Raw genomic sequence first — 23656 nt, 5'->3', positions numbered from 1 at the left:
GTCACCAGGAGAGAACGACGTTATGCGTACGTACGCCAAGCCGATCGCCGCCGTCACCGGCTCCCTCGTCCTCGCCGCGGGCCTCACCGCCTGCGGAGGCTCCTCCGCGGCGTCCGACGAGAAGACCGTCACCGTCTACAGCGCCGACGGCCTCAAGGGCGAGGCGGGCGACGGCTGGTACGACAAGGTCTTCGCCGACTTCGAGAAGAAGACCGGCATCAAGGTCAGGTACGTCGAGGGCGGCTCCGGCGAGATGGTGCAGCGCGCCCTCCGCGAGAAGAGCAACACCCAGGCCGACGTCCTCGTGACCCTGCCGCCCTTCATCCAGCAGGCCGGCTCCAAGGGCCTGCTCCAGAAGTACACCCCGCGGGGCGCCGACCAGGTCGGCGGCGGCGACAAGGCGAGCGACGGCAGCTGGACGTCCGTCGTCAACAACTACTTCGGCTTCATCCACAACAAGAAGGAGCTCCCCGCCGCCCCGAAGAGCTGGGAGGAGCTGCTCGACGCGAAGTTCAAGAACAAGCTGCAGTACTCCACCCCGGGCGTCGCCGGTGACGGCACCGCTGTCCTCATCAAGGCCGTGCACGACTTCGGCGGCCGGGAGCCGGCGATGGAGTACCTGAAGAAGCTCCAGGCCAACAACGTCGGCCCGTCCTCCTCCACCTCCAAGCTCGCCCCCAAGGTGGACAAGGGCGAACTCCTCGTCGCCAACGGCGACGTGCAGATGAACTTCGCCCAGTCCAGGACCATGCCGAACCTCGGCATCTGGTTCCCGGCCAAGGGCGACGGCAAGCCCACCACCTTCGCCCTGCCCTACGCGGCCGGCCTGGTGGACAAGGCCCCGCACACCGAGAACGGCAAGAAGCTCCTCGACTTCATGCTGAGCGAGGAGGCCCAGCGCGAGGCCAGCGCGATCGGCGGCGGCTTCCCGGCCCGCAAGGACGTCAAGGCCACCGACGCAAACGCGATCGCGCTGGCGAAGCTCCTGGAGGGCGTCGAGGTCTTCGAGCCGGACTGGGCCGACATCGACAAGAACCTCACGACGTACGTCGACGCGTGGAAGTCCGCGACCGGCAGCTGACCCTTCGCCGCCCGCCACCAAGAGTTCACCGCACGACCCTGGAACGCCCCCGTACATCGCGGAAGGATAACGGGTACGGACCGACGCTCAACGCCCCTGCGGAATCAGGGGCGTTGAGGTGCGTCCACGCCCCCATCGACCCCGCTCACGGAGGACCCCGACATGCCGATCGCCGGCATCTCCCGCCGCACCGTGCTCGCCGCCGCCGGTGCCACCGCGGCCGTCGCCGCCACCGGCCTCGCCACCGCCCCCGCCGCCCGGGCCGCCACGCCCACGCTCCCCGACGGCACCAGCAAGGACAAGGTGCTCGTCGTCGGCATGGACGGCCTGCGCCACGACCGGATCGACGCCGCCAAGGCGCCCCACCTCAAGTCCCTGATGGCGAACGGCACCTACGGCCGCTCCCTGCTCTACGCCAACCCGATGGCCGCGACCTCCTCCGGCCCCGGCTGGTCCACCATCTCCACCGGCGTCTGGCCCGACAAGCACGGCGTCAAGGACAACACCTTCACCGGCAAGAACTACGCCCGGTACCCCGGCTTCCTCGCCCGCCTCCACCAGGTCCGCCCCGAGCTCTCGCTCTTCGCGGCCGTCGACTGGCCCGAACTCGACACCCACGGCACCGTCACCCCCGGCGCCGACGCCAAGCTCGTCTACAACAACGACTACGCCGTCAACGACCTCGTGATCGCCGACATCACCGAGGACATCCTGCGCCACCAGAACCCGGACGTCCTCTTCGTCTACTTCGGCGAGACCGACGAGATCGGCCACAACCACGGCGCCGCCAGCCCCGAGTACACCGCCGCCATCGACGTCCAGGACGGCTACCTCGGCCGCCTGCTCACCGCGATCAAGGCCCGCCCCTCGTACGCCACCGAGCGCTGGACCGTCATCGTCACGACCGACCACGGCCACACCGACGGCGGCGGCCACGGCGGCTCGTCCATCGAGGAGCGGCGCACCTTCGTCCTCGCCCAGGGCCCCGGCATCGCCGCCGGAGCCCGCCCGATCGACACCCGGCTCGTCGACGTCGCCGCCACCGTCTTCCACCAGCTCGGCATCACGCCGGCCGCGTCCTGGGGCCTGGACGGCAAGCCGGTCCAGGAACGCTCCACCGACCCCTTCGACAGCCTGCACGGCTCGCTCACCGGCCGCGTCGACGAGACCGGCATCCCCGCCGGGGTCCTCGGCTTCACCCGCACCGCGCCCAGCGGCTGGTCCGTCATCAACAACGCCATGGGCACCGGCGGCATGACCGAGTGGCGCGGCTGGTCCTTCGCCACCGACGAGTTCTGGTCCCGCACCCAGCGCGACCAGTCCCGCGAGCTCAACGTGCGCGCCCGGGGCGTCTTCGCCGTCGCCGACTCCGACGAGTGGGCCGACAAGACCTTCTCCGGCACGTACGACTCGACGCTGGTCACCCCGGCGTACGGCGTGTCCGGCGCGACCCGGGTCACCCTGGACTTCACGACCTTCTACCGCCAGGAGGGCAGCCAGACCGCCCAGATCCAGGCCGTCTTCAACGGCGGCACCCCCACCGTCGTGAAGAGCTACACCTCCGACGTCATCTCCCAGCCCCAGTCGCTCGACGTCGCCGTCCCGGCCGGCGCGTCCAGCGTGAGCTTCCGCTTCCGCTACACCGGCTCCAACAACTGGTACTGGGTGATCGACGGGGTCAAGGTCACGGCTTCCTGATTAGGCTGGGGGCGTCGCCACAGCGCTGTCGCGGCGCCCCCAGCACACCGCACTTTTGTACGGCAGGAGTCCCGCACCCATGGCAGAGCGCAAGCCGATCGAATCCTGGCTGACCGACATGGACGGCGTCCTCATCCACGAGGGCGTGCCGATCCCCGGCGCCGACGCGTTCATCAGGAAGCTGCGCGAGACCGGCAAGCCCTTCCTGGTCCTCACCAACAACTCGATCTACACGGCCCGCGACCTGCACGCCCGGCTCGCCCGGATGGGCCTCGAAGTCCCCGTCGAGAACATCTGGACCTCGGCGCTCGCCACCGCCAAGTTCCTCGACGACCAGCGCCCCGGCGGCACCGCCTACGTCATCGGCGAGGCCGGCCTCACCACCGCGCTGCACGACATCGGCTACGTCCTCACCGACCACGACCCCGACTACGTGGTCCTCGGCGAGACCCGTACGTACTCCTTCGAGGCGATGACCAAGGCGGTCCGGCTCATCAACGCCGGCGCCCGCTTCATCTGCACCAACCCCGACGAGACCGGCCCGTCCCTGGAGGGCCCGCTGCCCGCCACGGGTTCGGTCGCGGCGCTGATCACCAAGGCGACCGGCAAGGAGCCGTACTTCGCGGGCAAGCCGAACCCGCTGATGATGCGCACCGGGCTCAACGCCATCGGCGCCCACTCCGAGACCAGCGCCATGATCGGCGACCGGATGGACACCGACATCCTGGCGGGCCTGGAGGCGGGCATGCAGACCTTCCTCGTCCTCACCGGGCTGACGGGCGAGGCGGAGATCGACCGCTTCCCGTTCCGCCCGTCGAAGATCGTCAAGTCGATCGCGGACATCGTCGACCGCGTCTGACCGCCCTCCGCGCGAGCCCCTGCGGATGCGGCGCGGCCCGATCCGGGTGACCCTGCCAGTATCAGGAGGTCACGATGCGTTCAGGTCCCATTGCTCTCCGTGCCGCAGGGGCGGCCCTCGTGCTCGTGCTGGCACCGACGGCCGGCGGCGCGTACGCCCACGACGGGGTGAAGGTCACCGTCACCCCGTCCACCGCCTCGCCCGGCGCCGACGTCGACGTCCGCGTCCAGGGCTGCAAGGGCACGACCGGCGCCGCGAAGTCCCCGGCCTTCGTCGCCGACGCGGAGCTCACCGGCAGGGACGGCGGCGGCGCCCCGCTCTTCGGTGACACCACGATCAGATCCGGCCTGCAGAACGGCACGTACAAGGTCAGCGTGACCTGCGACGGCCACGACCACCCGGACGTCGGCACGGTGCACGTCCAGCACCACAAGCCCACCCACGAGCCGACCCACCGGCCCACCCACCACCCGAGCCCGGTCGCCCCGGTCCGGGCCGGCGGTGGCGGCGCCGCCGCGTTCGCGGCCCCGGCCGCGCCCGGCGTCGCCCAGACGACCAGCGAGAGCGGCCTCGGCACCCTGTACACCCTGCTCGGCCTCGGCCTGGCCGCCGTCGCCGCCGTCGCGGTCGCCTTCCGCAGCTCCCGCCGCCGCGCCGACGGCTCCGGTACGGGCCCGGGCGCCGGCACGGAGTGACCGTGCCGTCCGGCCCCCGCCCGGCGGGCACCGGGCGGCTCGTCACCGGGGTGGCCTGGGCGCTGCTGCTCGGGGGGCTCTGGCTCTGGGGCCGCGAGGTCACCGAGGGCCCCGGCGGCCTCTCCGCGCCGACCACCGGCGACATCGCCGCCGTCGGCCGCCCCCTGGGGGAGCCCCTGCCGCCGGCCCGGGACCCCCTCGACCCCGTCGAACCCCGGCGGGTCGAGATCCCCTCCCTCGGCATCACGGCCCCCGTGGTGGCGCGCGGCCTGGACGCCACGGGGGCGATCGACCCGCCGCCCTACGAGATGCCGCACACGGTGGGCTGGTTCGGCTCGGGTACGCGGCCGGGCGCGGCGGGCGCGGCGCTCCTCGTCGGCCACGTCGACACCGAGACCCGGCCGGCGGTCTTCTACGGCCTGAGCGCGGCCCGCCCCGGTGCGAAGGTCCGGGTCACCCGTTCGGACGGATCGGTCGCCGAGTTCACGATCGACGATGTCCAGGTCCATCCGCGCGACCACTTCGACGCCCGCGCGGTCTACGGGGCGCGGGACCCGCACCGGGCGGAACTCCGCCTGATCACCTGCGGCGGCACGTTCGACCCGAAATCGAACACCTATACGGCCAACGTCGTCGTCTCCGCCTACCTCACGGCCGCCCCCTGACGGGACCTCCGGGCAGGTGGGCGACCTGGCGCCGGTCGGCGGCGGGCGTCCCGCGGCACCGCCGACCGGGCCGGTCCTCGACCGCGGGGCTCACGGGAGCGGGAGGGGCCCGGTGCCACCGCGGGAGGTCGGGGGTTGCGGACACTGTAGAGGCCGCGCCCCGCCCGGCCCAGAGGGCCGCCGCGTCGCGGTAACCCGCCCGCGCCACACGACAGTTCGGAACGATCAAGGCCCCCTCACCATCGGTGAGGGGGCCTTGACTGTGCGTGCGCCGCCAGGGACTCGAACCCCGGACCCGCTGATTAAGAGTCAGCTGCTCTAACCAACTGAGCTAGCGGCGCCTGCTGACAGAGAGAACTCTACCTGACGTGCGGGTGTGCTCCTGACCAATACCGGTCGCCTCCGGCCTGTCGGATGGTCGTATCAGGCCTTCGATCCGTCAAAATGCGATTTGTCCAGACAGTTGAGACACTGACGCCCAAAACCAAGGGTCAAAAGATCTTGACGAGTGTGGAGGGGAATCGCATGAGCGTGCCGGTCTTCGAGGAGTTCGAACCCGCGGCCGACTGCGGCTGCCCGGGGTGCGCCCAGCAGCGGCGTGACCTCGCGCTTGGCCTGCCGGTCCGGGCGGGCGGCCACCCCGCGGCGCACGGCGCCCGCCGCGCCCTGGTCCTGGTGACGGCGGCGGGCGTGGTCCTGGGCGGCGGCGGAGGAGCCGCCGTGGCGACGACCCTGCCCCCGCCGGCGGTCCCGGTCACCCCCGCGGACCTGACGGAGGGAGCCGACCAGGCGGAAGGGGCGGGCACGCGCGCGGCCGACCCCGCGGCCGACACCCCCCAGGGCGGCCGCGAGCCGCTCCACGGCGCGCCGGGACCCGGCGGCCTGCCCGCCCCCAACGCGAACCCGACGACCAGTCAGATCTCGACCGGCACCCTGCGGAAGACGACCCGCGCCGAGATCATCAACCGCGCCAAGCTGTGGGTCACGGCCCAGGTCCCGTACTCCATGGAGAAGTACTGGACGGACGGCTACCGCCAGGACTGCTCCGGATACATCTCGATGGCCTGGAACCTCCGCAGCAACGAGTGGACCGGCAGCCTCGACCGCTTCGCCGACCGCATCGACCGCACCGAACTCCAGCCCGGCGACATCCTGCTCTTCCACAACCCCGCCAACCCGACGCGCGGCTCGCACGTGACGATCTTCGGCGGCTGGACCGACTACACCCACACCTCGTACGTCGCCTACGAGCAGACCAAGCCGCGCACGCGGAAACAGGCGACGCCGATGGCGTACTGGGAGAACTCCAACCGGTACGTGGCCTACCGCTACAAGGGCGTGGTCAGCGGCGGCGACACCGGGAGCACCGGTGGCGGGGCCAAGCCGACGGCGACGCCGTACCCGGGCCTCGCGATGTTCGGCCCCGGCGCCGACAACGCGTACGTCACCCAGCTCGGGCGGCTGCTCGTCGACCGCGGCGGCAAGAAGTTCTACAGCAAGGGACCCGGCCCGAAATGGGGCGAAGCGGACCGGCGGGCGACCCAGGCGTTCCAGCTGGCGCAGGGCTGGAAGGGCAAGGAGGCGGACGGCCTGCCCGGCCCGGAGACCTGGAAGCTCCTCGTGACCGGCGGGGGCCGGAGCATCGGCGGTTCGAGTGGTTCGAGCGGGTCGACTTCGAATGCGACGGCATTTCCCGGGCGTGGCTCCTTCCGTCCGGGCCAATCCAACGCATATGTGGAGAAGCTGGGCAAACAACTGGTGAAGCGGGGCTTCGGCAAGCACTACCTGTCGGGACCCGGTCCGCGCTGGACGGAGGCGGACCGCCGCAACGTCGAGGCGTTCCAGCGGGCACAGGGCTGGCGCGGCGCAGCGGCCGACGGCTACCCGGGCCCGGAGACCTGGCGGCGCTTGTTCCGATGACCCCGAGAGCATGAGGTGGACCCGAATGACGGCATCGAACCCGAACCCCGCGGATTCCGGAGCGGCGGCCTCACGTGACGCCGCCCGCACGGCGAGACGCCTGACGGACGGCACCCTCCCCCGCACCACCCCCACCCCGAACGACCGCGCCGCCCCACCGCCGGGACGCACCCCTGAGGGCGCGGGCACGGCTGCGGCCCCCGGCCCCGCGGGCTCCGACCTCGCGGGTACGGGCACGGGCACGGCCTCCGGCCCGGCGGGTACGGGTACGGCCTCCGGCCCGGCCGGTGCCGAGGCCGTCTCCCCGGGCGCCCGGCCCGAGGGGGCGGGCGCCGGACCGGCCTCGGCCGTCGGCGCAGAGGCCGGTACGGGTTCGGTCCTCCCGGCCGGTCCGCCCGGCGGGTCCCCGGCCGTGGGTACGGCTCCGGTCGTAGCGGACCAGGCGGGTACGGCGTCCGGGACGGCCGCCGCCCGCCCCGCGCCGCCGGGTGCGAACACGAACGGCCACGCGGCCGAGGCCGCGAGGCGGGAGGTGTTGGTCGGGTCTACGGCGGTCACGGCCCACCCGGGCGCAGGCTCCGCAGGCACGGGTTCAGCCGAGGCCGCGAGGCGGGAGGCGCTGGCCGGGTCGACGGCGGTCACCGCCCACCCGGGCGCTGGCTCCGCAGGTACGGGCTCGGCCGAGGCCGCCATGCGGGAGGCGCTGGCCGGGTCGACGGCGGCCACGGCCCACCCGGGCGCTGGCTCCGCAGTTACGGCTCCGGCCCGGGCTGCCGGCCCGGAAGCACTGGCCGGATCGACCGCGGTCACGGCCCACCCGGGCGCCGGTGCGCTCGCCGGGGCGACGGCGGTCACTGACCGTCCAGGGTCCGGCTCCGCAGCTGCGGTTCCGGCTCGGGCTGCCCGCCCGGAGGTGGCCGGCCCGACCGGGTCGCCGGACAACCCCGGGGCAACGCCCCGCACCTCCACCGGAGGGACCGGCCTCGACGGGACGCGGACGGTGCTTCCGGCCGGAGTGTCCGGCGGGGCCACCGCGTCCGCCCACTCGACTGCGGCCGGTACGGCGAGCCCGCAGGGCCGCCCCGCGTCCGCCCCCTCGGTCCCGGCAGGTACAGCCGCAGGCCGTCCGGCCACCGCCTCCGCACACCAGGCCTCTGCCGGTACGGCCACCGCGTCGGCCCGCCCGGTCTCGGCCGGTGAGGCCACCACCGCGGGCCCTCCGGCCACCCCGGCCGGTACGGCCACTGCCCCCAACCCCCCGGCCTCGCCCGGTACGGCCACCCCGTCCGCCCACCCGGCCCCGGCCGGTACCGTCACCGCCCCCAACCCCCCGGCCTCGCCCGACACAGCCGCCGCTCAGGCTCACGCGCGGCCCACCCGTTCCGCGTTGTCGCCGAAGGTGGAGCCCGTCGTCGTGCGGAGCGCAGCCGCGCTGGTGGTTCCCGCCGGTCCGGCGGCGGCGGTGGGGGCGCCTGATTTCCGGCGGATCACCGCCGCCCGTGTCGGCGCCGTCGCGGTGCCCGTCGCCGCCGTCGTGCGGGTCGCGCGGCGGAAGAACGTGATCGGGGCCGAGACCACCGGCTCCATCCCCGTACACCTGCTCTTCCGGGACGAACCGGACACCGCCGCCGCCCCGCTCGCGGCCGGTGAGGACGACGGTGGTCCCGACACGGTCGCCATGGCCGTGCCGACCCCGCCCCCGCCGAGCCGCCGGGCGGCGAAGGGGCGCGGTCCCGCGATCCCGGCGCCGCAGACCGCCGCCGCGAGCGCCTCCCCGGGACGGAAGAAGTCCCGGCAGCAGTCGGTGACCGGGAAGGCCGCCGCCTCGCGGCCCGTTCCCAGCGCGGACCCGGCGCTCGTCGAGCGGCCCGGGCCGGTGCTGCCCGGCTGGGTGGGGGTGGCCGGCGGCGCCCTCGCGCTCGCGGGCTGCGCCGCGGTCGTGTGGTGGGCCGGGGCCGTACCCGAGGAGGCGGCCAGGATGCTGCGGCTGCCGGAGCGCCCGTACCACGGCATTCATCTCGGCCAGTGGGCGCTCCTCGCCCTGGGGGTGCTGCTCACCCTGTTCGCCGTGGGCGGTCTCGGTCGCGGCCGGGTCGGTTACGCCTGGGTGCTGACGCTGTTCGGCGACTACCGGGGCACGGTCCGCCGTACCGGTCTGGTGTGGGTGAGCCCGCTGCTGCTCCGCCGCCGGGTGGACGTGCGGCTCCGGCACTGGCGCAGCGAGCCGCTGTCGGCGGTGGACGCGAAGGGCACCGCGCTCGACGTGGTCGTGCTGGTGGTGTGGCGGGTGCGGGACACGGTCCGCGCGGCGCTCGGGGTCGACGGGCACGAGGAGTATCTGCGGGAGCAGGTGGAGGCGGCGATGGCCCGGGTGCTGTCGCAGCTTCCGGCGGACGCGTTCCACGAGGACGCCCCGACGCTCCGGGACGCGGAGGCGGTGGGGGAGGCGCTGACGCGGATGCTGTCGGCGGAGTGCGCCCCGGTGGGCGTGGACGTGTTCTCGGCGCAGCCGACGAGGATCGAGTACGCGCCGGAGGTGGCGGCGGCGATGACGCGGCGCCGGATCGCGGCGATCGACGCGAAGCACCGGGACAGCGTCCTGACGTCGGTGGTGGACGCGGTGGACGACGTGGTCCACCGGCTGACCAGTCGTGGTCTGGTGGAGCTGGACGACTATGAGCGCAAGGCGCTGGTCAAGGACCTGACGGTGGCGTTCTACACGGGTCGGACGGGTCCTGTAGAGGGGGCGTGAAGGGATGGACAGGTTCAACTTCCGTCCATACCTTGGTACTTGGTCCAGACCAAAATCGGTACGTCGTACCACCGCACGCGTGCGCGCACGGCCCAACGGAACTCCCCCACGTTCTCCTGGAGCGACAGCATGCGCAAAAAGTCAGTCGGGTCGGCGGTGGTGGCGCTCGGCGTCGCCGGCGCCACCCTCCTCGCCACCGGTAGTGCCGGCAGTCACGGCTACACCGACTCGCCGATCAGCCGCCAGAAGCTCTGCGCCAACGGCACCGTGACCAACTGCGGCTCCATACAGTGGGAGCCCCAGTCGGTCGAGGGGCCCAAGGGCTTCCCCGCCGCCGGCCCCGCCGACGGCAAGATCTGTTCCGCCGGGCTCACGCAGTTCGCCCAGCTGGACGACCCCCGGGGCGGTGCGTGGCCCGCGACGCAGCTCACGGCGGGCCAGAGCTACAGCTTCCGCTGGCAGTTCACGGCCCGGCACCGCACCACCGACTTCAAGTACTACATCACCAAGAACGGCTGGAACCCGAGTCAGAAGCTGACCCGGGCCGCGCTCGACCCCCAGCCGTTCCTGACCGTCCCCTACAACAACCAGCAGCCGCCGGCGACGCTCTCGCACTCGGGGACGATCCCGGCGGGCAAGACGGGCCGTCATCTGATCCTGGCGGTGTGGACGATCGCGGACACCGCGAACGCCTTCTACGCCTGCTCGGACGTCAAGTTCTGACCGCTCGCTCGTGAGCGTTCAGTTCTGACGATCCGTCAGTTACAGTCCGGGCCATGAGGGGTGCGGACACCGTCGCGGAACTCGTACGGCGCCAATGGGGCGACCACCGGATCGGGCTGAGGGACGAGCACCACGCCCTCACCCACCACCAGGTCGCCGCCGGCGCCGCCGCGCGGGCCGCACTGCTCGTGGACCTGATGCCACCTGTGCCGGGGGGCGAGCCGCACCTCGGCATCCTGCTCGACAACACGCCGGAGTACCCGCTCTGGCTCGGGGCGGCGGCCCTCGCGGGGGCCGCCGTCGCCGGGATCAACCCCACCCGGCGCGGCGCCGAACTCGCCCGGGACATCCGGCACACCGCGTGCCGGGTCCTGGTCACCCAGCGCGCCCACCTGCCGCTCCTCGACGGCCTGCCGCTGCCGGGGGTGCGCCTCCTCGTCACGGACACCGAGGCGTACGAGGAACTCCTCGCCCCCTACGGGAACGCCCGCCCGGGCGACGCGCAGCTGGGCCCGGTGCGCCCCGAAAGCCGCTTCCTGCTGTCCTTCACCTCCGGTTCCACCGGCGCGCCGAAGGCCGCGCTCTGCAGCCAGGGCCGGCTGGCGGCGGCCGGCTCCTCCCTCACCACCCACTTCTCCGTCGGCCCCGACGACGTCCACTACATCTGCATGCCGATGTTCCACGGGAACGCGGTGATCGCGGACTGGGCGCCGGCGCTCGCCGCCGGGGCGGGGGTGGCGCTGCGGGCCCGCTTCTCGGCGTCCCGCTTCCTGGCGGACGTACGCCGCTTCGACGCCACCTACTTCACCTATGTGGGCCGCGCGGTGCAGTACCTCCTGGCGACCCCGCCCACCCCCGAGGACCGCGCGCACCGGCTCCGCCTCGGCTTCGGCACGGAGGCGGGGGCGGTGGACGCGGCCCGCTTCCGCGAGCGCTTCGGGGTGCCGCTCGTGGAGGGGTACGGCTCATCGGAGGGAGGCGCGTCGATCCAGCGGACCCCGGACACGCCGACGGGCGCGGTCGGCCGGGCGGCGCCGGGGGACGACCTGGTGGTGATGGACGCGGAGACGGGACGGGAGTGCGAGCCGGCCCGTTTCTCCCCCACGGGCGTGCTCCTCAACGCCTCGGAGGCGGTCGGAGAACTCGTCAACCGGGGACGCAGCACCTTCGAGGGGTACTGGCGCAACCCCGAGGCGGAGGCGGCCCGGCTGCGCTCCGGCTGGTACTGGACCGGCGACCTCTTCTACCGGGACGCGGACGGCTTCCTCTACTTCGCGGGCCGTACGGACGACCGGCTGCGGGTCGACAGCGAGAACTTGGCGGCGGCCATGATCGAACACATCCTGGCCCGCTGGGACCGGGCCGCGGGCGTCGCGGTCTACGCGATACCGGACCCGGTGGCGGGGGACCAGGTGATGGCGGCGATCGCGCTGCGGCCGGGGGAGGTCTTCGACGCGGCGGAGTTCGGGGCGTTCCTGGCGGCGCAGGGGGACCTGAGCACGAAGATGCCGCCGCGGTTCGTCCGGGTGATGGAGGAACTGCCGCTCACGGCGACGAACAAGATCGCCCGGGCGGTACTGCGTGCGGCGGGCTTCCGGTCCCCGGACCCGACGTGGTGGCGGCCGGGCCCGGACACGGCGTACGAACCGCTGACCCCGACGGCGATCACCACCCTCCTGGCCACCTACAGCCACCACCACCGGTCCCCGTCCTACCGGTAGGGCCAGGCCTACCGAGGGGACGCCCGCCAGGGGCATGGTTCCGGGAGTGGGCGGCGCCTAGCGTGGGCCGCATGGACGCCCGTACCCCCTGGCAGGCCCTCGCCCGGCCCCGCTTCCCCCGCACCTCCTGGCCCTGGCGTTCCGCCGGCTACCTGCTCGGCGGCGGCATCGTCGGGGTCTGCGCCGCCGCCGTGTTCCTGGTGCTCGGGGTGTTCTCCCTGCTGCTCGTCGGGCTGCCGCTGCTGCTGCTCTCCGGACTCGCCCTCGGCGGCGTCGAGCGCCGCCGGCTCCGGCTCGTCGACCTCGACCCGGCCCCCGACCCGCACCGCGTCCCCGCCGCCCCCGGCCTCGCCGCCTGGTTCCGGCTGCGGGTGGGGGAGCCGGCGACCTGGCGGGAGTTCGCGTACGCCCTGCTCCTCGCGACCGTCCTCGGGCCGCTGGACCTCCTCGCGGTCGCCGCCGGCGTCGGCCTGCCGGCCGCCCTGCTCAGCGCGCCCGTCCGGCTCGCGCTGGACGGCCACGAGACGAAGGTCGTCAAGGCGTACCTGGTGACCTCCTACCCGGAGGCCTTCGCCGCCGCGCTCCTCGGCGCCGTCCTGCTCGTCGCCCTCGCCTATCCGCTGGCCGCCGTGGCCGGCGCCCGGGCCGCGCTCGCCCGCGCGCTGCTCACCCCGCGCGAGACGGAGGCGCGGGGCGCGATCGGCGAGGTCATCGCCTCCCGGGCGCGGCTCGTCGACGCCTTCGAGGCGGAGCGGCGCCGGATCGAGCGGGATCTGCACGACGGGGCCCAGCAGCGTCTGGTGGCGCTCACGATGACCCTGGGGCTCGCCCGGCTCGACGCCCCGCCGGGCGGCCCGCTCGCCGAGCAGCTGGCGAAGGCGCACGCCGAGGCGGGGCAGGTCCTGACCGAGCTGCGGGAGCTCATCCACGGCATCCATCCGCAGGTCCTCGCCGACTACGGGCTCGGCCCGGCCCTGACCGACGCCGCCGACCGGTCCGCCGTGCCGGTGACCACGGACGTCGAGCTGCCCCGGCTGCCCGAGTCCGTGGAGAGCGCCGGGTACTTCGCCGGCTGCGAGGCGCTGGCCAACATCGGCAAGCACAGCGGGGCGAGCCGGGCCGCCCTCACCGCCCGGCACACGGACGGGGTGCTGCGGATCGAGGTCGAGGACGACGGGCGCGGCGCCGCCGACCCGGCCGGGGGGAGCGGGCTGACCGGGCTCGCCGACCGGATCGCCGTCCTCGATGGCACACTGACGATCATGAGCCCGCCGGGCGGGCCGACCCTCCTCCGAGTGGAGATCCCATGCCCCGCACTGAGCGCACGCGAGCGCTCCGAGTCGTCCTCGCCGAGGACAGCGTCCTCCTCAGGGAGGGGCTGATCGGGCTGCTGGCCCGTTTCGGCCACGAGGTCGTGGCCGCGGTCGGGGACGCCGACGCGCTGCGGGACGCGGTCGCGGCGCACGAGCCGGACATCGTGGTGACGGACGTCCGGATGCCGCCCGGTTTCCAGGACGAGGGGCTGCGCGCCGCGGTCGCGCTCCGCGCCGAGCGGCCCGCGCTGCCGGTCCTCGTCCTCAGCCAGTACGTGCAGCGCAGCTACGCCGCCGATCTGCTCGACGCGGGGGACGGCACGGGCGTCGGCTATCTGCTGAAGGACCGGGTCGGGCAGGTGGAGGAGTTCGCGGACGCGCTCGCCCGGGTCGCGGACGGCGGGACGGTCGTCGACCCCGAGGTCGTACGGCAGCTGCTGCGGCGGCACCGTGATCCGCTGGAGGCGCTGACCCCGCGCGAGCGCGAGGTGCTGGGCCTGGTCGCGGAGGGCCGTTCGAACGGGTCCATCGCCCGGCGGCTCGTGGTCACGGAGGCGGCGGTGGGGAAGCACATCGGGAACATCCTGGCGAAGCTGGACCTGCCGCCGGCCGAGGACACCCACCGGCGGGTCCTCGCCGTTCTCACGTATCTGCGGGCGTAGCGGCGGGGAGCCGTGGGGTCCTGGCGGCCGGCCGGGCGCACGAGAAAGCCCCCCGCTTTCGCGAGGGGCTTTCTCCGTCTGTGCGCCGCCAGGGACTCGAACCCCGGACCCGCTGATTAAGAGTCAGCTGCTCTAACCAACTGAGCTAGCGGCGCCTGCTGACAGAGAAAATACTACCTGGTCCCGAGGGGTGGTTCCGACCACCCCTCGGGACCGGCGCTCTCCGGCCCGTCCGGCCCTCAGATCGCCAGCGCCATGACCACCGGCGCGGCCCGCCGGTTCAGGGTGTCGGCGGCCGAGCGGAGCCGGTGGGCGTGCTCGATCGGGAGGGAGAGGGCCAGGCAGCCGACGGCGGAGCCCGCCGTCAGCGGGACGGCGGCGCAGACCGTGCCCACCGCGTACTCCTGGAGGTCGAGCACCGGGACGGTCGGCGGCTGGCTGTCCAGCTTGGGGAACAGGATGCGCTCGCTGGTGATCGTCCGGGAGGTCAGCCGGGCGATCTTGTGCCGCGAGAGGTGGTCCCGCCGCCCGTTCTGGTCGAGCTGGGTGAGCAGGCACTTGCCGACCGCGCTGGCGTGCGCCGCCGAGCGGAAGTCGACCCACTCGTTGACCTTGGGCGTGCGCGGGCCGTCGGCGAACTGGGTGATCTTCACCTCGCCGTCGATGTACCGGCTGATGTAGACCGCCGCGCCGACGGAGTCGCGCAGTTCGGTCAGGGTCTCCTGGAGCTTCGCCTGCAGGGCTTCGCGGCGGGTCATGCCGGAGCCGAGGAGGACGAGGGAGTCCCCGATCACGTACGCGCCGTCGGCGACCTGCTCGACGTACCCCTCGCGGCGGAGCATGAGGAGGAGTGAGGACAGGTGGGCGACGGGCAGGCCTGCTTCGCGCGCGATCTGGACGTCCGTCACTCCGCCACCGTGCCGTGAGATCGTCTCGAGGACGCGCAAGGCGTATTGCACCGAGTGGAACGGCGCGGTGGGCTCGGGCTTCAGCGCCACGGTTTCCCCCTACCAGGTTGTGACCGCAAGCTTTCGTACCACGATAGCCGCCAAGCACCGTTTACGGGGCGGCTGTTGGCGAGAATGATGCGGAGCATCCGGCCCCTGGCCTTGGACGCACCACCCTGGCATATGCCCTGGTCATGAGTGTCGCGGAGAGTCTGAGGTCAGCGCGGTGCGCGGGGCCGCTCGCCCATGCGTTCGGCCTGGGGGGAGCGGGAGATTTTTTATGGCGAAGCGGAGCCACCGAGGGCCGTTCCGGCTCTCTTCCGGTGGCTGAGAATCGCCGGACGGGCGACCGGGCGAGCGGCAAGGCGGCGACCGGGCGGCGACCGGAATAAACGGAGACACCCTCCTGTTGTCAACGAGTCCAAGCCGATTCATGACTCCGTACGTGTGCCGAGGAGGGTCCCGAAGGTGACCGACGCTATTCGAGGAGAGGCGCGGGGAACCGCCCCCGTGCCGCTGTCCGTACTGGACCTGGTGACCGTCGGCAGCGGCAGGACCGCCACCCAGGCGCTCGCCACCAGCGTCGAGCTGAGCAGGCTCGCCGAGCGGCGCGGCTTCCACCGCCACTGGGTGGCCGAGCACCACTCCATGCCCGGCGTCGCCTCCTCGTCCCCGGCGGTGATCCTCTCCCACCTCGCCGCCCACACCCGCCGCATCCGCCTCGGCTCGGGCGGCGTCATGCTGCCCAACCACGCGCCGCTGGTCGTCGCCGAGCAGTTCGGCACCCTGGAGGCCTTCGCCCCCGGCCGGATCGACCTCGGTCTCGGGCGCGCCCCCGGCACGGACGGGGCCACGGCCGCCGCCCTGCGCCGGACGGTAACCCTGAACGAGGGGGCCGACGACTTCCCCGAGCAGCTCGCCGAGCTGACCCGGTTCCTGGACGACGACTTCCCGGCCGGCCACCGGTACGCCAAGATCCATGCCGTGCCCGGCCCGGTGCAGGGCCCGAAGGGCCGCCCGCCGATCTGGCTGCTCGGCTCCTCCGGCTTCAGCGCCAGGCTCGCCGGCCTGCTCGGGCTGCCCTTCGCCTTCGCCCATCACTTCTCGGCCAGGAACACGATCCCGGCGCTCGACCTCTACCGGGACTCCTTCCGGCCCTCCGAGGTCCTCGACGCGCCGTACGCGATGATCGGCGTCTCGGCGCTCGCCGCCGACGAGGCGGCGCAGGCGCACCGCCAGGTCCTCGCCGGCGCCCTCGCGATGCTGCGGCTGCGCACCGGGCGGCCCGGTCTCGTACCGACGCCCGAGGAGGCGGAGGCGTACGCGTTCAGCGCCGCCGAGCGGGAGTTCGTGAACGACTGGCTGGCGAACATCGTGTACGGCACCCCGGACGAGGTCCGTGCCGGTCTGGACGACCTGGGTAAGCGGACGGGCGCGGACGAGCTGATGATCACGGCCAACGCGCACGGCGGGGAGGCGCGGCTGCGGAGCTACGAGCTGATCGCGGACGCGTACGAACTGCCGGAGCTTCCGGCGGAGTAGCGCCGCGAAAAAGCGGGGCGGCTCGTTCCGCGCGGGAGTCGGCCCGGTGAAATCCCTGGTTCCGGAGGCCGGTTGGTTCCTGCACGGATCGGGGTCCGCGTCACCCCTAATAGAACCTTAAACCGCTCGTCACCGATGGTGGCGGGCGGTTGTGTTTTGTGCTGCGGGGCTCTGACGAGGCCTTTCACCGGCGAATTGGTCTAGTCCTCAATCTGGTTCAGACCATTGACGTGCTGTTCACGCGCCGGTTATCACTGCTCCAGCTCCTGTACGGCACCACCCCGCACTCCCCCCGATGGAGGCCGCACGTGCACCCCCGTAAGCCCTTGATCGCCGCGCTCCTCAGCACGGCCCTCGCCGCCGGCGCGCTCGCCGCGACCGTCGGCCTCGGCTCCGCCCAGGCGGCCGACACGACGACCACTGCCGCTGCGGGCAACGTGCGCATCGCGTACTACGACCAGTGGAGCATCTACGGCAACGCGTTCTACCCCAAGCACCTCGACACCCGGGGCATCGCGGGCCAGCTGGACGTCATCAACTACTCGTTCGGCAACATCCACCCCACCAACCTCACCTGTTTCGAGGCCAACAAGGCCGCCGGTGACGACAACAACCCCAACGCGGGTGACGGTGCGGGCGACTCGTACGCCGACTACCAGAAGTCCTTCAGCGCGGCGGACAGCGTGGACGGCGTCGCCGACACGTGGAACCAGCCGATCGTGGGCGTCTTCAACCAGTTCAAGGAACTGAAGGCGAAGTACCCCCACCTGAAGATCAACATCTCGCTCGGCGGCTGGACGTACTCCAAGTACTTCAGCGACGCGGCCAAGACGGACGCGAGCCGCAAGAAGCTCGTCGCCTCCTGCATCGACCAGTACATCAAGGGCAACCTGCCCGTCGAGGGCGGCTTCGGCGGCCCCGGCACGGCGGCCGGCATCTTCGACGGCATCGACATCGACTGGGAGTACCCCGGCTCCTCCGAGGGCCACCTGGGCAACCACTACGCCCCCGAGGACAAGCAGAACTTCACCCTGCTCCTCGCCGAGTTCCGCAAGCAGCTCGACGCGTACGGCGCGGCCAACGGCGGCAAGAAGTACCTGCTGACCGCGGCGCTCCCGGCCGGCCAGGACAAGATCAAGTACATCGAGACGGACAAGATCGGCGCGTACCTCGACTACGCGAACATCATGACGTACGACATGCACGGCGCCTGGGACGGCGACGGGCCGACGTACCACCAGTCCCCGCTCTACTCCGGGGCCAACGACCCGACCGACGTGATCGCGCCGGGCACCGAGAAGTACTCGATCGACAACGCGATCGACTCCTGGATCGACGGCAAGCCCGCCTACGGCATCACCGGCGGCTTCCCCGCGAACAAGCTGACCCTCGGCTACGAGTTCTACTACCGCGGCTGGAAGGGCGTCCCGGCCGGCTCCGCGGGCGGCCTCGCGGGCACCGCGACCGGCGGCTCCAACGCCCGCCCGCTCAGCCAGCAGGCCGGCATCGCGCACTACAAGGAGCTCGGCGGCATCGTCGACAACGCGTCGACGACCTTCTGGGACGACCAGGCGAAGGCCTCGTACTTCTACAAGGACGGCGAGTTCTTCACCGGCCTCAACCAGCGCTCCATCCAGGCCCGGGTGGACTACGCCAAGCAGCGCGGCCTGGCCGGCGCGATGATGTACTCGCTCCTCGGCCTGGACGAGAACGCCACCCTGCTGAAGCAGATCAACACGGCGCTCGGCTCCACCACCACCCCGCCGACCACCCCGCCCACGACCCCGCCGACGACGCCCCCGACCACCCCGCCCACCACGCCTCCGACGACCCCGCCGACCACCCCGCCCACGGGCTGCGGCTCGGTCCCGGCGTACGTGGCCGGCACGGTCTACACCGGCGGTACCGTCGTTTTCCACAACGGCCGCAAGTGGCTCGCCCAGTGGTGGACCCAGAACGAGACCCCCGGCACCACCGGTGAGTGGGGCGTCTGGAAGGACCAGGGCGCCTGCTGACCCCCCTGGGCCGCTGAGTCCCGCATGAACCGCTGCCCCCGCCCGGAATGTCCCTCCGGCCGGGGGCAGTTCCATGCCCGCACGCCGTGCCGAGGCCGGCAGCGGCTCTTTGCCGGGGGACCGGCGGTGGTTGCCTACCGCTCAGACCCGTACCGGCTCCGTACCGTTCAGACCCGCAGCGGTTCCGCGCCGATCAGCTCCGCGATCCGGTCCGGCGCCACCGCCCGCGAGTACAGCCAGCCCTGACCCGTGTCACAGCCGATCCGGCGCAGCCGGCTCGCCTGCCCCGCGGTCTCCACGCACTCGGCGGTCACCGTGAGGCCCAGCCGGTGCGCGAGCTGCACCAGCGCCTCGACGATCAGCTCGTCCGCCGGGTTGGCGTGCTCCTCGTCCTGGAAGCCGCGGACGAAGGAACCGTCCAGCTTGAGCACCGAGACCGGCAGCCGGCTCAGATAGGCCAGGTTCGAGTAGCCGGTGCCGAAGTCGTCGATCGCGATCCGCACCCCCATGTCGCTGAGCGCCTGCAGCGCCTGCAGCGGCCGGCCGGCCGAGCCCATCACGGCCGACTCGGTGAGCTCCAGCTGGAGCAGGTGCGGGGCGAGGCCGGTCTCCGCGAGGATGCCGGCCACGTCCGCGACAAGGTCGGAGTCCCAGACCTGACGGACCGCCACGTTCACGCTCACGAAGATCGGGCGCTCGCGGGGCCGGTCCTTCTGCCACTGCCGGGCCTGGCGGCAGGCGGTGCGCAGCACCCACCGGCCCAGCTCCACGATGGAGCCGTCCTCCTCGGCGATACCGATGAACCGATTCGGCGCGAGCGAGCCGAACTGCGGGTGGTTCCAGCGCACCAGCGCCTCCACCCCGCGCACCGCCCCGTCCGCCAGCTCGACGAGCGGCTGGTACTCCAGGGTGAACTCCCCGCGCTCCACGGCCGGGCGCAGGGTGGAGGAGAGCGCCTGCCGGGTCATCCGGTGGGCGTTGCGCTCCGGGTCGAAGAGCGTCCAGCGGGCCTTGCCGTCGGCCTTGGCCCAGTACAGCGTGGTGTCGGCGGCCTGCATCAGCGCGGTGGCCGTCGTGCCGTGCCCGGAGCGCTCGACCACGCCGATCGAGGCGGAGACCGAGAGCCGCTGGCCGCCGAGGTCGAAGGGCTGCTGGAGCGCGTTCAGCACCGAGCGCGCCAGGTCGGCCAGTTGCTCCGTGCCGGTGGAGTCCTCGACGAGGATCGCGAACTCGTCCCCGCCGAGCCGGGCCACGAGGTGGCCGCCGCTGCGGGTGTAGCCGTCGTTGTCCGCGCACTCGGTGAGGCGGGCGGCGACGGCGGCGAGCAGCCGGTCGCCGACGCGGTGGCCGAGGGTGTCGTTGACCGCCTTGAACCCGTCGAGGTCGAGGTAGCAGAGCCCGATCCGCCCTGTTCTGCCATACCCGTACGACTCGTAGGACGAGGTGATCGTTTCGCCTGGGGCGGGGGAGCCGGCCGTCACGCCCTCGGCGGCGTCGAGCGCCGAGGCCTCGAGCGCCGCCGAGAGGCGCTCGAAGAACAGGGCGCGGTTGGGCAGTCGGGTCACCGGGTCGTGCATCTGGAGGTGGCGCAGCCGCGCCTGGAGCTCGCGCCGGTCGCTGATGTCGGCGATGGACAGCAGGACGCGCCGGCTGTCGGGCACGGGCGCGACGGTGACCTCGGCCCACAGCGAGCGTCCGTCGGCGTGCTTCAGGCGGCGGGTGCAGCGGAAGCGGGAGCGGCGGCCGCGCAGCACCTCGCGGTACGCGTGCCAGGTGCGGCCGTCGGAGGCGAGGTCGACGAGGTCGGAGGCGGCCTGGGCGTGGAGCGCCGTCGGCTCGCTGCCGAGGAGGCTACCGAAGGAGTCGTTGGCGGCGACGACCAGACCGTCCTCGTCGACGACGGCCATGGCGAGCTGGGCGACCCGGAAGGCGGCGTGGTAGTCGCGGAGTTGGGCGTGACGCTCCGTGAGTGCGGGGTCCGCCGTGCGGCTCTCCGGCGGGTCTGGATGCACCGGTTCTTCGGGGGTTCCGCTCACGCTCGCTCCCGTAGTGCAGTCGGGCCGGTCACATGTGGTCGGGACGGTCGGCCAAGGAAAGTGTGCCGATCATAGAGCCCGTGCGGGGGAGCCTTCCAGCTCCGAGGGGCCTCCGGGGGGCGTCCGGCACTGTGAGGCCGCCCACCGCCGCACCCCGCCCGATCGTTTCTGCGCGGGTCTGACACGGGTCGATGACGACGTGACCGAATGTGACTTTCCGTGAGCTGGAGCGCGCTCGTGTCGCGTCGACCCCGCGCGCCGCCCTCACCCGACCGGGGCAGCGGAAACATGCGAAACCTCGCAAACCATCACAAGGTGGGTGAGGTGTCCCGCATTCCCGAACCGGAGGTCCACGTGAGGGGTCAGCAGCCACCCGGGGGAGTGGAACGCTCACGGCTGCGTGCCGGTGCGGCGGCCCTCACCTCGTTCGCCGCCCTGGCCGCCACCGGCCTCGTGGCCGGCCCGGCCGTCGGCGCGCCCACCGCCGGCCCCTGCGCCCTGCCCCGCACCGCCGCCCACCACTCGCTCGGCCTCGACACCTGGAACAGGTCGTACCCGCGCCCCGACCGCGCCCTCGACGCCGTCATGATCTTCCTGTCCTTCCCGGACGCCGAACCGCTCACCGATCCGGCCGAACTCGCCGCCGACCACTTCCCCGCCACCAGCGAGTACTTCAGCCGCGCCTCCTACGGGCGCTTCACCCTGCGCCCGCACCCCCAGCGCGTCTGGACCCCGATGCCGAAGGAGTCCGGCGCGTACGCCATACGGCGGGACTGGGACGCGGGGCAGCGCGCCGCCTACCTCAGGGACGCGATCGCCGCCGCCGACGCGAGCGTCGACTTCTCCCGGTACGACATCGTCTACCTGGTCGCGGACCCGGACGCGCCCGGCGTGGACTCCGACGCGACCAAGGTCGTCAACCTCGAACACCCGGTGGAGGTCGACGGGACCGAGATCAAGCGGGTGGTCACCGTCTTCGAGCGGCACCCGCCCGACCGCAACGTCCTCGCCCACGAGACCGGGCACGTCTTCGACCTGCCCGACCTCTACCACCGCCCGGTCGACGGAAAGGGCGACTGGGACACCCATGTGGGTGACTGGGACGTCATGGGCAGCCAGTTCGGGCTCTCTCCCGACCTCTTCGGCTGGCACAAGTGGAAGCTGGGCTGGCTCTCCGGCGCCCAGGTGACCTGCGTCCAGGGCACCGGCCCCCGGATGGTCAGCCTGGAGCCGACCGACGCCCAGCCGGTGCCCGGCGCCACCCTGGGCACCCGGCTCGCCGTGGTCCGCACCGGCCCGGACAGCGCCCTGGCCGTCGAGGCCCGCACCGACGCCGGGAGCAACGCGGAGACCTGCACCGAGGGGGTGCTGGTCTACCGGATCCGGGGCGGCGCGGCCTCCGGCGAGGGCCCGGTCCAGGTCGTCGACGCGCACCCGCGCACCGAGGCCTGCTGGGACCGATCCGTCTACCCGCCGCTCGCGGACGCGCCGCTCGACGAGGGCGAGACCCTCACCGTGCCCGGCACCGGCGTACGGGTCGAGGTCACGGACCGGACGGAGGCCGGCGGCTGGACGGTCCGGATCACGCCACCCGCCGCCGACTGACCCCGCTCGGCCCGCACGATCGGCAACACGCGATCGGCAACACGAAGAAGCCCCCCGCTTCCGCGAGGGGCTTCTTCCGTCTGTGCGCCGCCAGGGACTCGAACCCCGGACCCGCTGATTAAGAGTCAGCTGCTCTAACCAACTGAGCTAGCGGCGCCTGCTGACGTCGTAGACATTAGCATCCGGATCGGCGGGAGGAAAAATCGATACCCGCACGTCGGCGGCGGAGGCGGCCCGGACGGCCCGCACGCAGGCCCAGAGCACCACCTCGGGCCCGGGCAGCCACGGGCTGCGCGTGTCGGGGGCCACCAGCCAGCGGGGTCCCGCGGCGTCGGACGGCACCAGCGGCGGCACCGTCACCGCGTCCCCGAGCCCGTGACAGAGCGGCCGGGGGACCGCGTCCCCCCACTCCTCCCAGTCCAGGAGCGCCGGCAGCCGCTGGGCCGTACCCGGCGCGGCGAACAGCATCATCCGGCCCCGGTGCACGGCGACGGGCCCCGAACCCGGGCCCTCCGCCCACAGCCGGTCCAGCATCCGGCGCCCGAAGACCGGGTCCACGTTGACGACGTCGAAGACCGTCCCGCAGGGCAGCGCCGCCGGGGAGGCCGGGCGGGACTCCCAGCGGGTGAGCGCGGCCTCACGGTGCCCGGTGGCGGAGGCGAGCCAGGCGGCCCCGTCGGCGGTCACCCGGGCGGCCTGGTGCCGTCCCTCGTCGCCCTCCCGGAGGAAGCGGAAGATGTCCTGCGGGGTCTCGTCGCGCGTCCACGTCGTCATGGATCCAGATCTACCGGGCGTCACCACCCGGTCGCCGAGAGTTCGCGGAATCCCGGACAGGCGGGGAGGGTGAGGAGTATCGTGCACCCCCGGCATATGCCAGGGGTGCTTTTTAGGCCACGGGGGCGCACGACTGCCGGCCCACGCCGGGCGCCGCGCGGGCGTGCCCCGGACGCGCGTACGCGCTCCCGCCGCGCGGGCGTGCCCCGGCCGCGCGGGCGTGCCCCCGACGCGCGCGTACGCCCCCGCGCTCAGTCCTCCGCGGGGCGGCCGTTCGTGCGGATCAGGTCCCGGCCGAACTCGATCATCTTCCGGGCGTAGTCCTCGGTCCACTGCGCCCGCTCGGCGACGTCCGCCGTCGTGAGCCGGTCGAACCGGCGCGGATCCGCCAGCTGCGCCGCCGCGATCGCCTGGAACTCGGTCGCCCGGTCCGTCGCCGCGCGGAACGCCAGCGTCAGCTCCGTCGCGCGGGACAGCAGCTCCCGCGGATCCTCTATCGACTCCAGGTCGAAGAAATGCTCCGGATCGGCGGTCGCCTCGGCAGGCTCGAAGATCAGCGGAGCCGGCCTCAGCCGCCGCTGTCCGCTCCGTTCCGCGGATTCCGCCATCGTCCGTCTCCTCCTCGCACAGGCACGGCCCGGACTCCCG

The 23656-nt window shown here is 73.0% G+C and carries 17 protein-coding genes, 3 tRNA genes and 1 pseudogene; 14 read left to right on the top strand and 7 right to left on the bottom strand.

The window, feature by feature from the left end; genetic code table 11:
* The first annotated feature begins 22 nt into the window (after positions 1-22).
* The 5 genes from DEJ43_RS13005 to DEJ43_RS12985 all read left to right on the top strand — a co-directional run bounded on the left by DEJ43_RS13005 (position 23) and on the right by DEJ43_RS12985 (position 4998).
* Positions 23-1081 (top strand): 2-aminoethylphosphonate ABC transporter substrate-binding protein, encoded by a 1059-nt coding sequence (locus DEJ43_RS13005; RefSeq protein WP_015033823.1) that lies wholly within the window; start codon positions 23-25, stop codon positions 1079-1081.
* Between the two features lie 162 nt (positions 1082-1243).
* Positions 1244-2779: an alkaline phosphatase family protein gene (locus DEJ43_RS13000; protein ID WP_015033822.1), complete on the top strand. Its 1536-nt coding sequence runs from the start codon at positions 1244-1246 to the stop codon at positions 2777-2779.
* A gap of 79 nt (positions 2780-2858) precedes the next feature.
* Positions 2859-3638, top strand: coding sequence for an HAD-IIA family hydrolase (locus DEJ43_RS12995; protein ID WP_015033821.1), 780 nt, complete (start codon positions 2859-2861; stop codon positions 3636-3638).
* Between the two features lie 74 nt (positions 3639-3712).
* A complete protein-coding gene (locus DEJ43_RS12990) occupies positions 3713-4333 on the top strand; it encodes a hypothetical protein (protein ID WP_015033820.1) in 621 nt (206 codons plus the stop codon).
* Positions 4330-4998 (top strand): class F sortase, encoded by a 669-nt coding sequence (locus DEJ43_RS12985; RefSeq protein ID WP_015033819.1) that lies wholly within the window; start codon positions 4330-4332, stop codon positions 4996-4998. Before DEJ43_RS12990 ends, DEJ43_RS12985 begins: the two co-directional genes overlap by 4 nt.
* Before the next feature lie 267 nt (positions 4999-5265).
* On the opposite strand, the gene DEJ43_RS12980 is transcribed toward DEJ43_RS12985, so the two are convergent.
* A tRNA-Lys gene (locus tag DEJ43_RS12980) sits at positions 5266-5339 on the bottom strand.
* A gap of 184 nt (positions 5340-5523) precedes the next feature.
* Here DEJ43_RS12980 and DEJ43_RS12975 point away from each other — a divergent pair.
* The 6 genes and pseudogenes from DEJ43_RS12975 (at position 5524) to DEJ43_RS12950 (ending at position 14089) form a co-directional block, all read left to right on the top strand.
* Positions 5524-6918 carry a peptidoglycan-binding protein gene (locus tag DEJ43_RS12975; RefSeq protein WP_015033818.1) on the top strand — a complete coding sequence of 465 codons (1395 nt, stop codon included), beginning with the start codon at positions 5524-5526 and terminating at the stop codon, positions 6916-6918.
* A 1390-nt stretch (positions 6919-8308) separates the two neighbouring features.
* Positions 8309-9670 (top strand): annotated as a pseudogene (locus tag DEJ43_RS38075) (SPFH domain-containing protein); the annotation flags it as partial.
* Positions 9671-9799: 129 nt separating this feature from the next.
* Positions 9800-10393 carry a lytic polysaccharide monooxygenase auxiliary activity family 9 protein gene (locus DEJ43_RS12965; RefSeq protein WP_071891307.1) on the top strand — a complete coding sequence of 198 codons (594 nt, stop codon included), beginning with the start codon at positions 9800-9802 and terminating at the stop codon, positions 10391-10393.
* A 53-nt stretch (positions 10394-10446) separates the two neighbouring features.
* Positions 10447-12114: an AMP-binding protein gene (locus tag DEJ43_RS12960; RefSeq protein ID WP_015033814.1), complete on the top strand. Its 1668-nt coding sequence runs from the start codon at positions 10447-10449 to the stop codon at positions 12112-12114.
* 71 nt (positions 12115-12185) lie between these two features.
* A complete protein-coding gene (locus DEJ43_RS12955; protein WP_041662423.1) occupies positions 12186-13496 on the top strand; it encodes a sensor histidine kinase in 1311 nt (436 codons plus the stop codon).
* Entirely contained in the window at positions 13421-14089 is a 669-nt protein-coding gene (locus DEJ43_RS12950; RefSeq protein ID WP_015033812.1) for a response regulator, read from the top strand. The genes DEJ43_RS12955 and DEJ43_RS12950 overlap by 76 nt, the downstream gene beginning before the upstream one ends.
* 81 nt (positions 14090-14170) lie before the next feature.
* Here DEJ43_RS12950 and DEJ43_RS12945 read toward each other — a convergent pair.
* A tRNA-Lys gene (locus tag DEJ43_RS12945) sits at positions 14171-14244 on the bottom strand.
* 84 nt (positions 14245-14328) lie between these two features.
* Positions 14329-15087, bottom strand: a complete 759-nt coding sequence (locus DEJ43_RS12940; protein WP_015033811.1) for an IclR family transcriptional regulator — start codon at positions 15085-15087, stop codon at positions 14329-14331.
* Positions 15088-15504: 417 nt separating this feature from the next.
* Here DEJ43_RS12940 and DEJ43_RS12935 point away from each other — a divergent pair, with 417 nt between their 5' ends.
* Both DEJ43_RS12935 and DEJ43_RS12930 read left to right on the top strand, forming a co-directional pair.
* Positions 15505-16578, top strand: a complete 1074-nt coding sequence (locus tag DEJ43_RS12935; protein ID WP_015033810.1) for an LLM class flavin-dependent oxidoreductase — start codon at positions 15505-15507, stop codon at positions 16576-16578.
* Between the two features lie 308 nt (positions 16579-16886).
* Positions 16887-18593 carry a glycosyl hydrolase family 18 protein gene (locus DEJ43_RS12930; RefSeq protein WP_041662421.1) on the top strand — a complete coding sequence of 569 codons (1707 nt, stop codon included), beginning with the start codon at positions 16887-16889 and terminating at the stop codon, positions 18591-18593.
* Between the two features lie 167 nt (positions 18594-18760).
* Here the strand turns inward: DEJ43_RS12930 and DEJ43_RS12925 are convergent, their stop codons facing one another.
* On the bottom strand, positions 18761-20629 hold the full coding sequence (locus DEJ43_RS12925; RefSeq protein WP_015033808.1) for a putative bifunctional diguanylate cyclase/phosphodiesterase: 1869 nt from the start codon (positions 20627-20629) through the stop codon (positions 18761-18763).
* A gap of 324 nt (positions 20630-20953) precedes the next feature.
* On the opposite strand from DEJ43_RS12925, the gene DEJ43_RS12920 reads away from it, so the two are divergent.
* The gene (locus DEJ43_RS12920) at positions 20954-22234 is read left to right on the top strand and encodes a M6 family metalloprotease domain-containing protein (RefSeq protein WP_233447947.1); all 1281 of its coding nucleotides are present in this window, start codon (positions 20954-20956) and stop codon (positions 22232-22234) included.
* 83 nt (positions 22235-22317) lie between these two features.
* Here DEJ43_RS12920 and DEJ43_RS12915 read toward each other — a convergent pair.
* The 3 genes from DEJ43_RS12915 to DEJ43_RS12905 all read right to left on the bottom strand — a co-directional run bounded on the left by DEJ43_RS12915 (position 22318) and on the right by DEJ43_RS12905 (position 23616).
* A tRNA-Lys gene (locus DEJ43_RS12915) sits at positions 22318-22391 on the bottom strand.
* Positions 22382-23008 (bottom strand): bifunctional DNA primase/polymerase, encoded by a 627-nt coding sequence (locus DEJ43_RS12910; RefSeq protein WP_015033806.1) that lies wholly within the window; start codon positions 23006-23008, stop codon positions 22382-22384. Before DEJ43_RS12910 ends, DEJ43_RS12915 begins: the two co-directional genes overlap by 10 nt.
* Before the next feature lie 251 nt (positions 23009-23259).
* Entirely contained in the window at positions 23260-23616 is a 357-nt protein-coding gene (locus DEJ43_RS12905) for a hypothetical protein (protein ID WP_015033805.1), read from the bottom strand.
* Positions 23617-23656: the final 40 nt, after the last annotated feature.

The sequence above is a fragment of the Streptomyces venezuelae ATCC 10712 genome, from assembly GCF_008639165.1.
Classification (GTDB): domain Bacteria; phylum Actinomycetota; class Actinomycetes; order Streptomycetales; family Streptomycetaceae; genus Streptomyces; species Streptomyces venezuelae.
This window is presented reverse-complemented; position numbering and strand designations above follow the sequence as displayed.

Coding starts and splice junctions, on each gene's coding strand:
- DEJ43_RS12965 (WP_071891307.1), top strand. CDS start 9,800: ATGCGCAAAAAGTCAGTCGGGTCGGCGGTGGTGGCGCTCGGCGTCGCC.
- DEJ43_RS12975 (WP_015033818.1), top strand. CDS start 5,524: ATGAGCGTGCCGGTCTTCGAGGAGTTCGAACCCGCGGCCGACTGCGGC.
- DEJ43_RS12990 (WP_015033820.1), top strand. CDS start 3,713: ATGCGTTCAGGTCCCATTGCTCTCCGTGCCGCAGGGGCGGCCCTCGTG.
- DEJ43_RS13005 (WP_015033823.1), top strand. CDS start 23: ATGCGTACGTACGCCAAGCCGATCGCCGCCGTCACCGGCTCCCTCGTC.
- DEJ43_RS12905 (WP_015033805.1), bottom strand. CDS start 23,616: ATGGCGGAATCCGCGGAACGGAGCGGACAGCGGCGGCTGAGGCCGGCT.
- DEJ43_RS12995 (WP_015033821.1), top strand. CDS start 2,859: ATGGCAGAGCGCAAGCCGATCGAATCCTGGCTGACCGACATGGACGGC.
- DEJ43_RS12955 (WP_041662423.1), top strand. CDS start 12,186: ATGGACGCCCGTACCCCCTGGCAGGCCCTCGCCCGGCCCCGCTTCCCC.
- DEJ43_RS12950 (WP_015033812.1), top strand. CDS start 13,421: ATGCCCCGCACTGAGCGCACGCGAGCGCTCCGAGTCGTCCTCGCCGAG.
- DEJ43_RS12910 (WP_015033806.1), bottom strand. CDS start 23,008: ATGACGACGTGGACGCGCGACGAGACCCCGCAGGACATCTTCCGCTTC.
- DEJ43_RS13000 (WP_015033822.1), top strand. CDS start 1,244: ATGCCGATCGCCGGCATCTCCCGCCGCACCGTGCTCGCCGCCGCCGGT.
- DEJ43_RS12960 (WP_015033814.1), top strand. CDS start 10,447: ATGAGGGGTGCGGACACCGTCGCGGAACTCGTACGGCGCCAATGGGGC.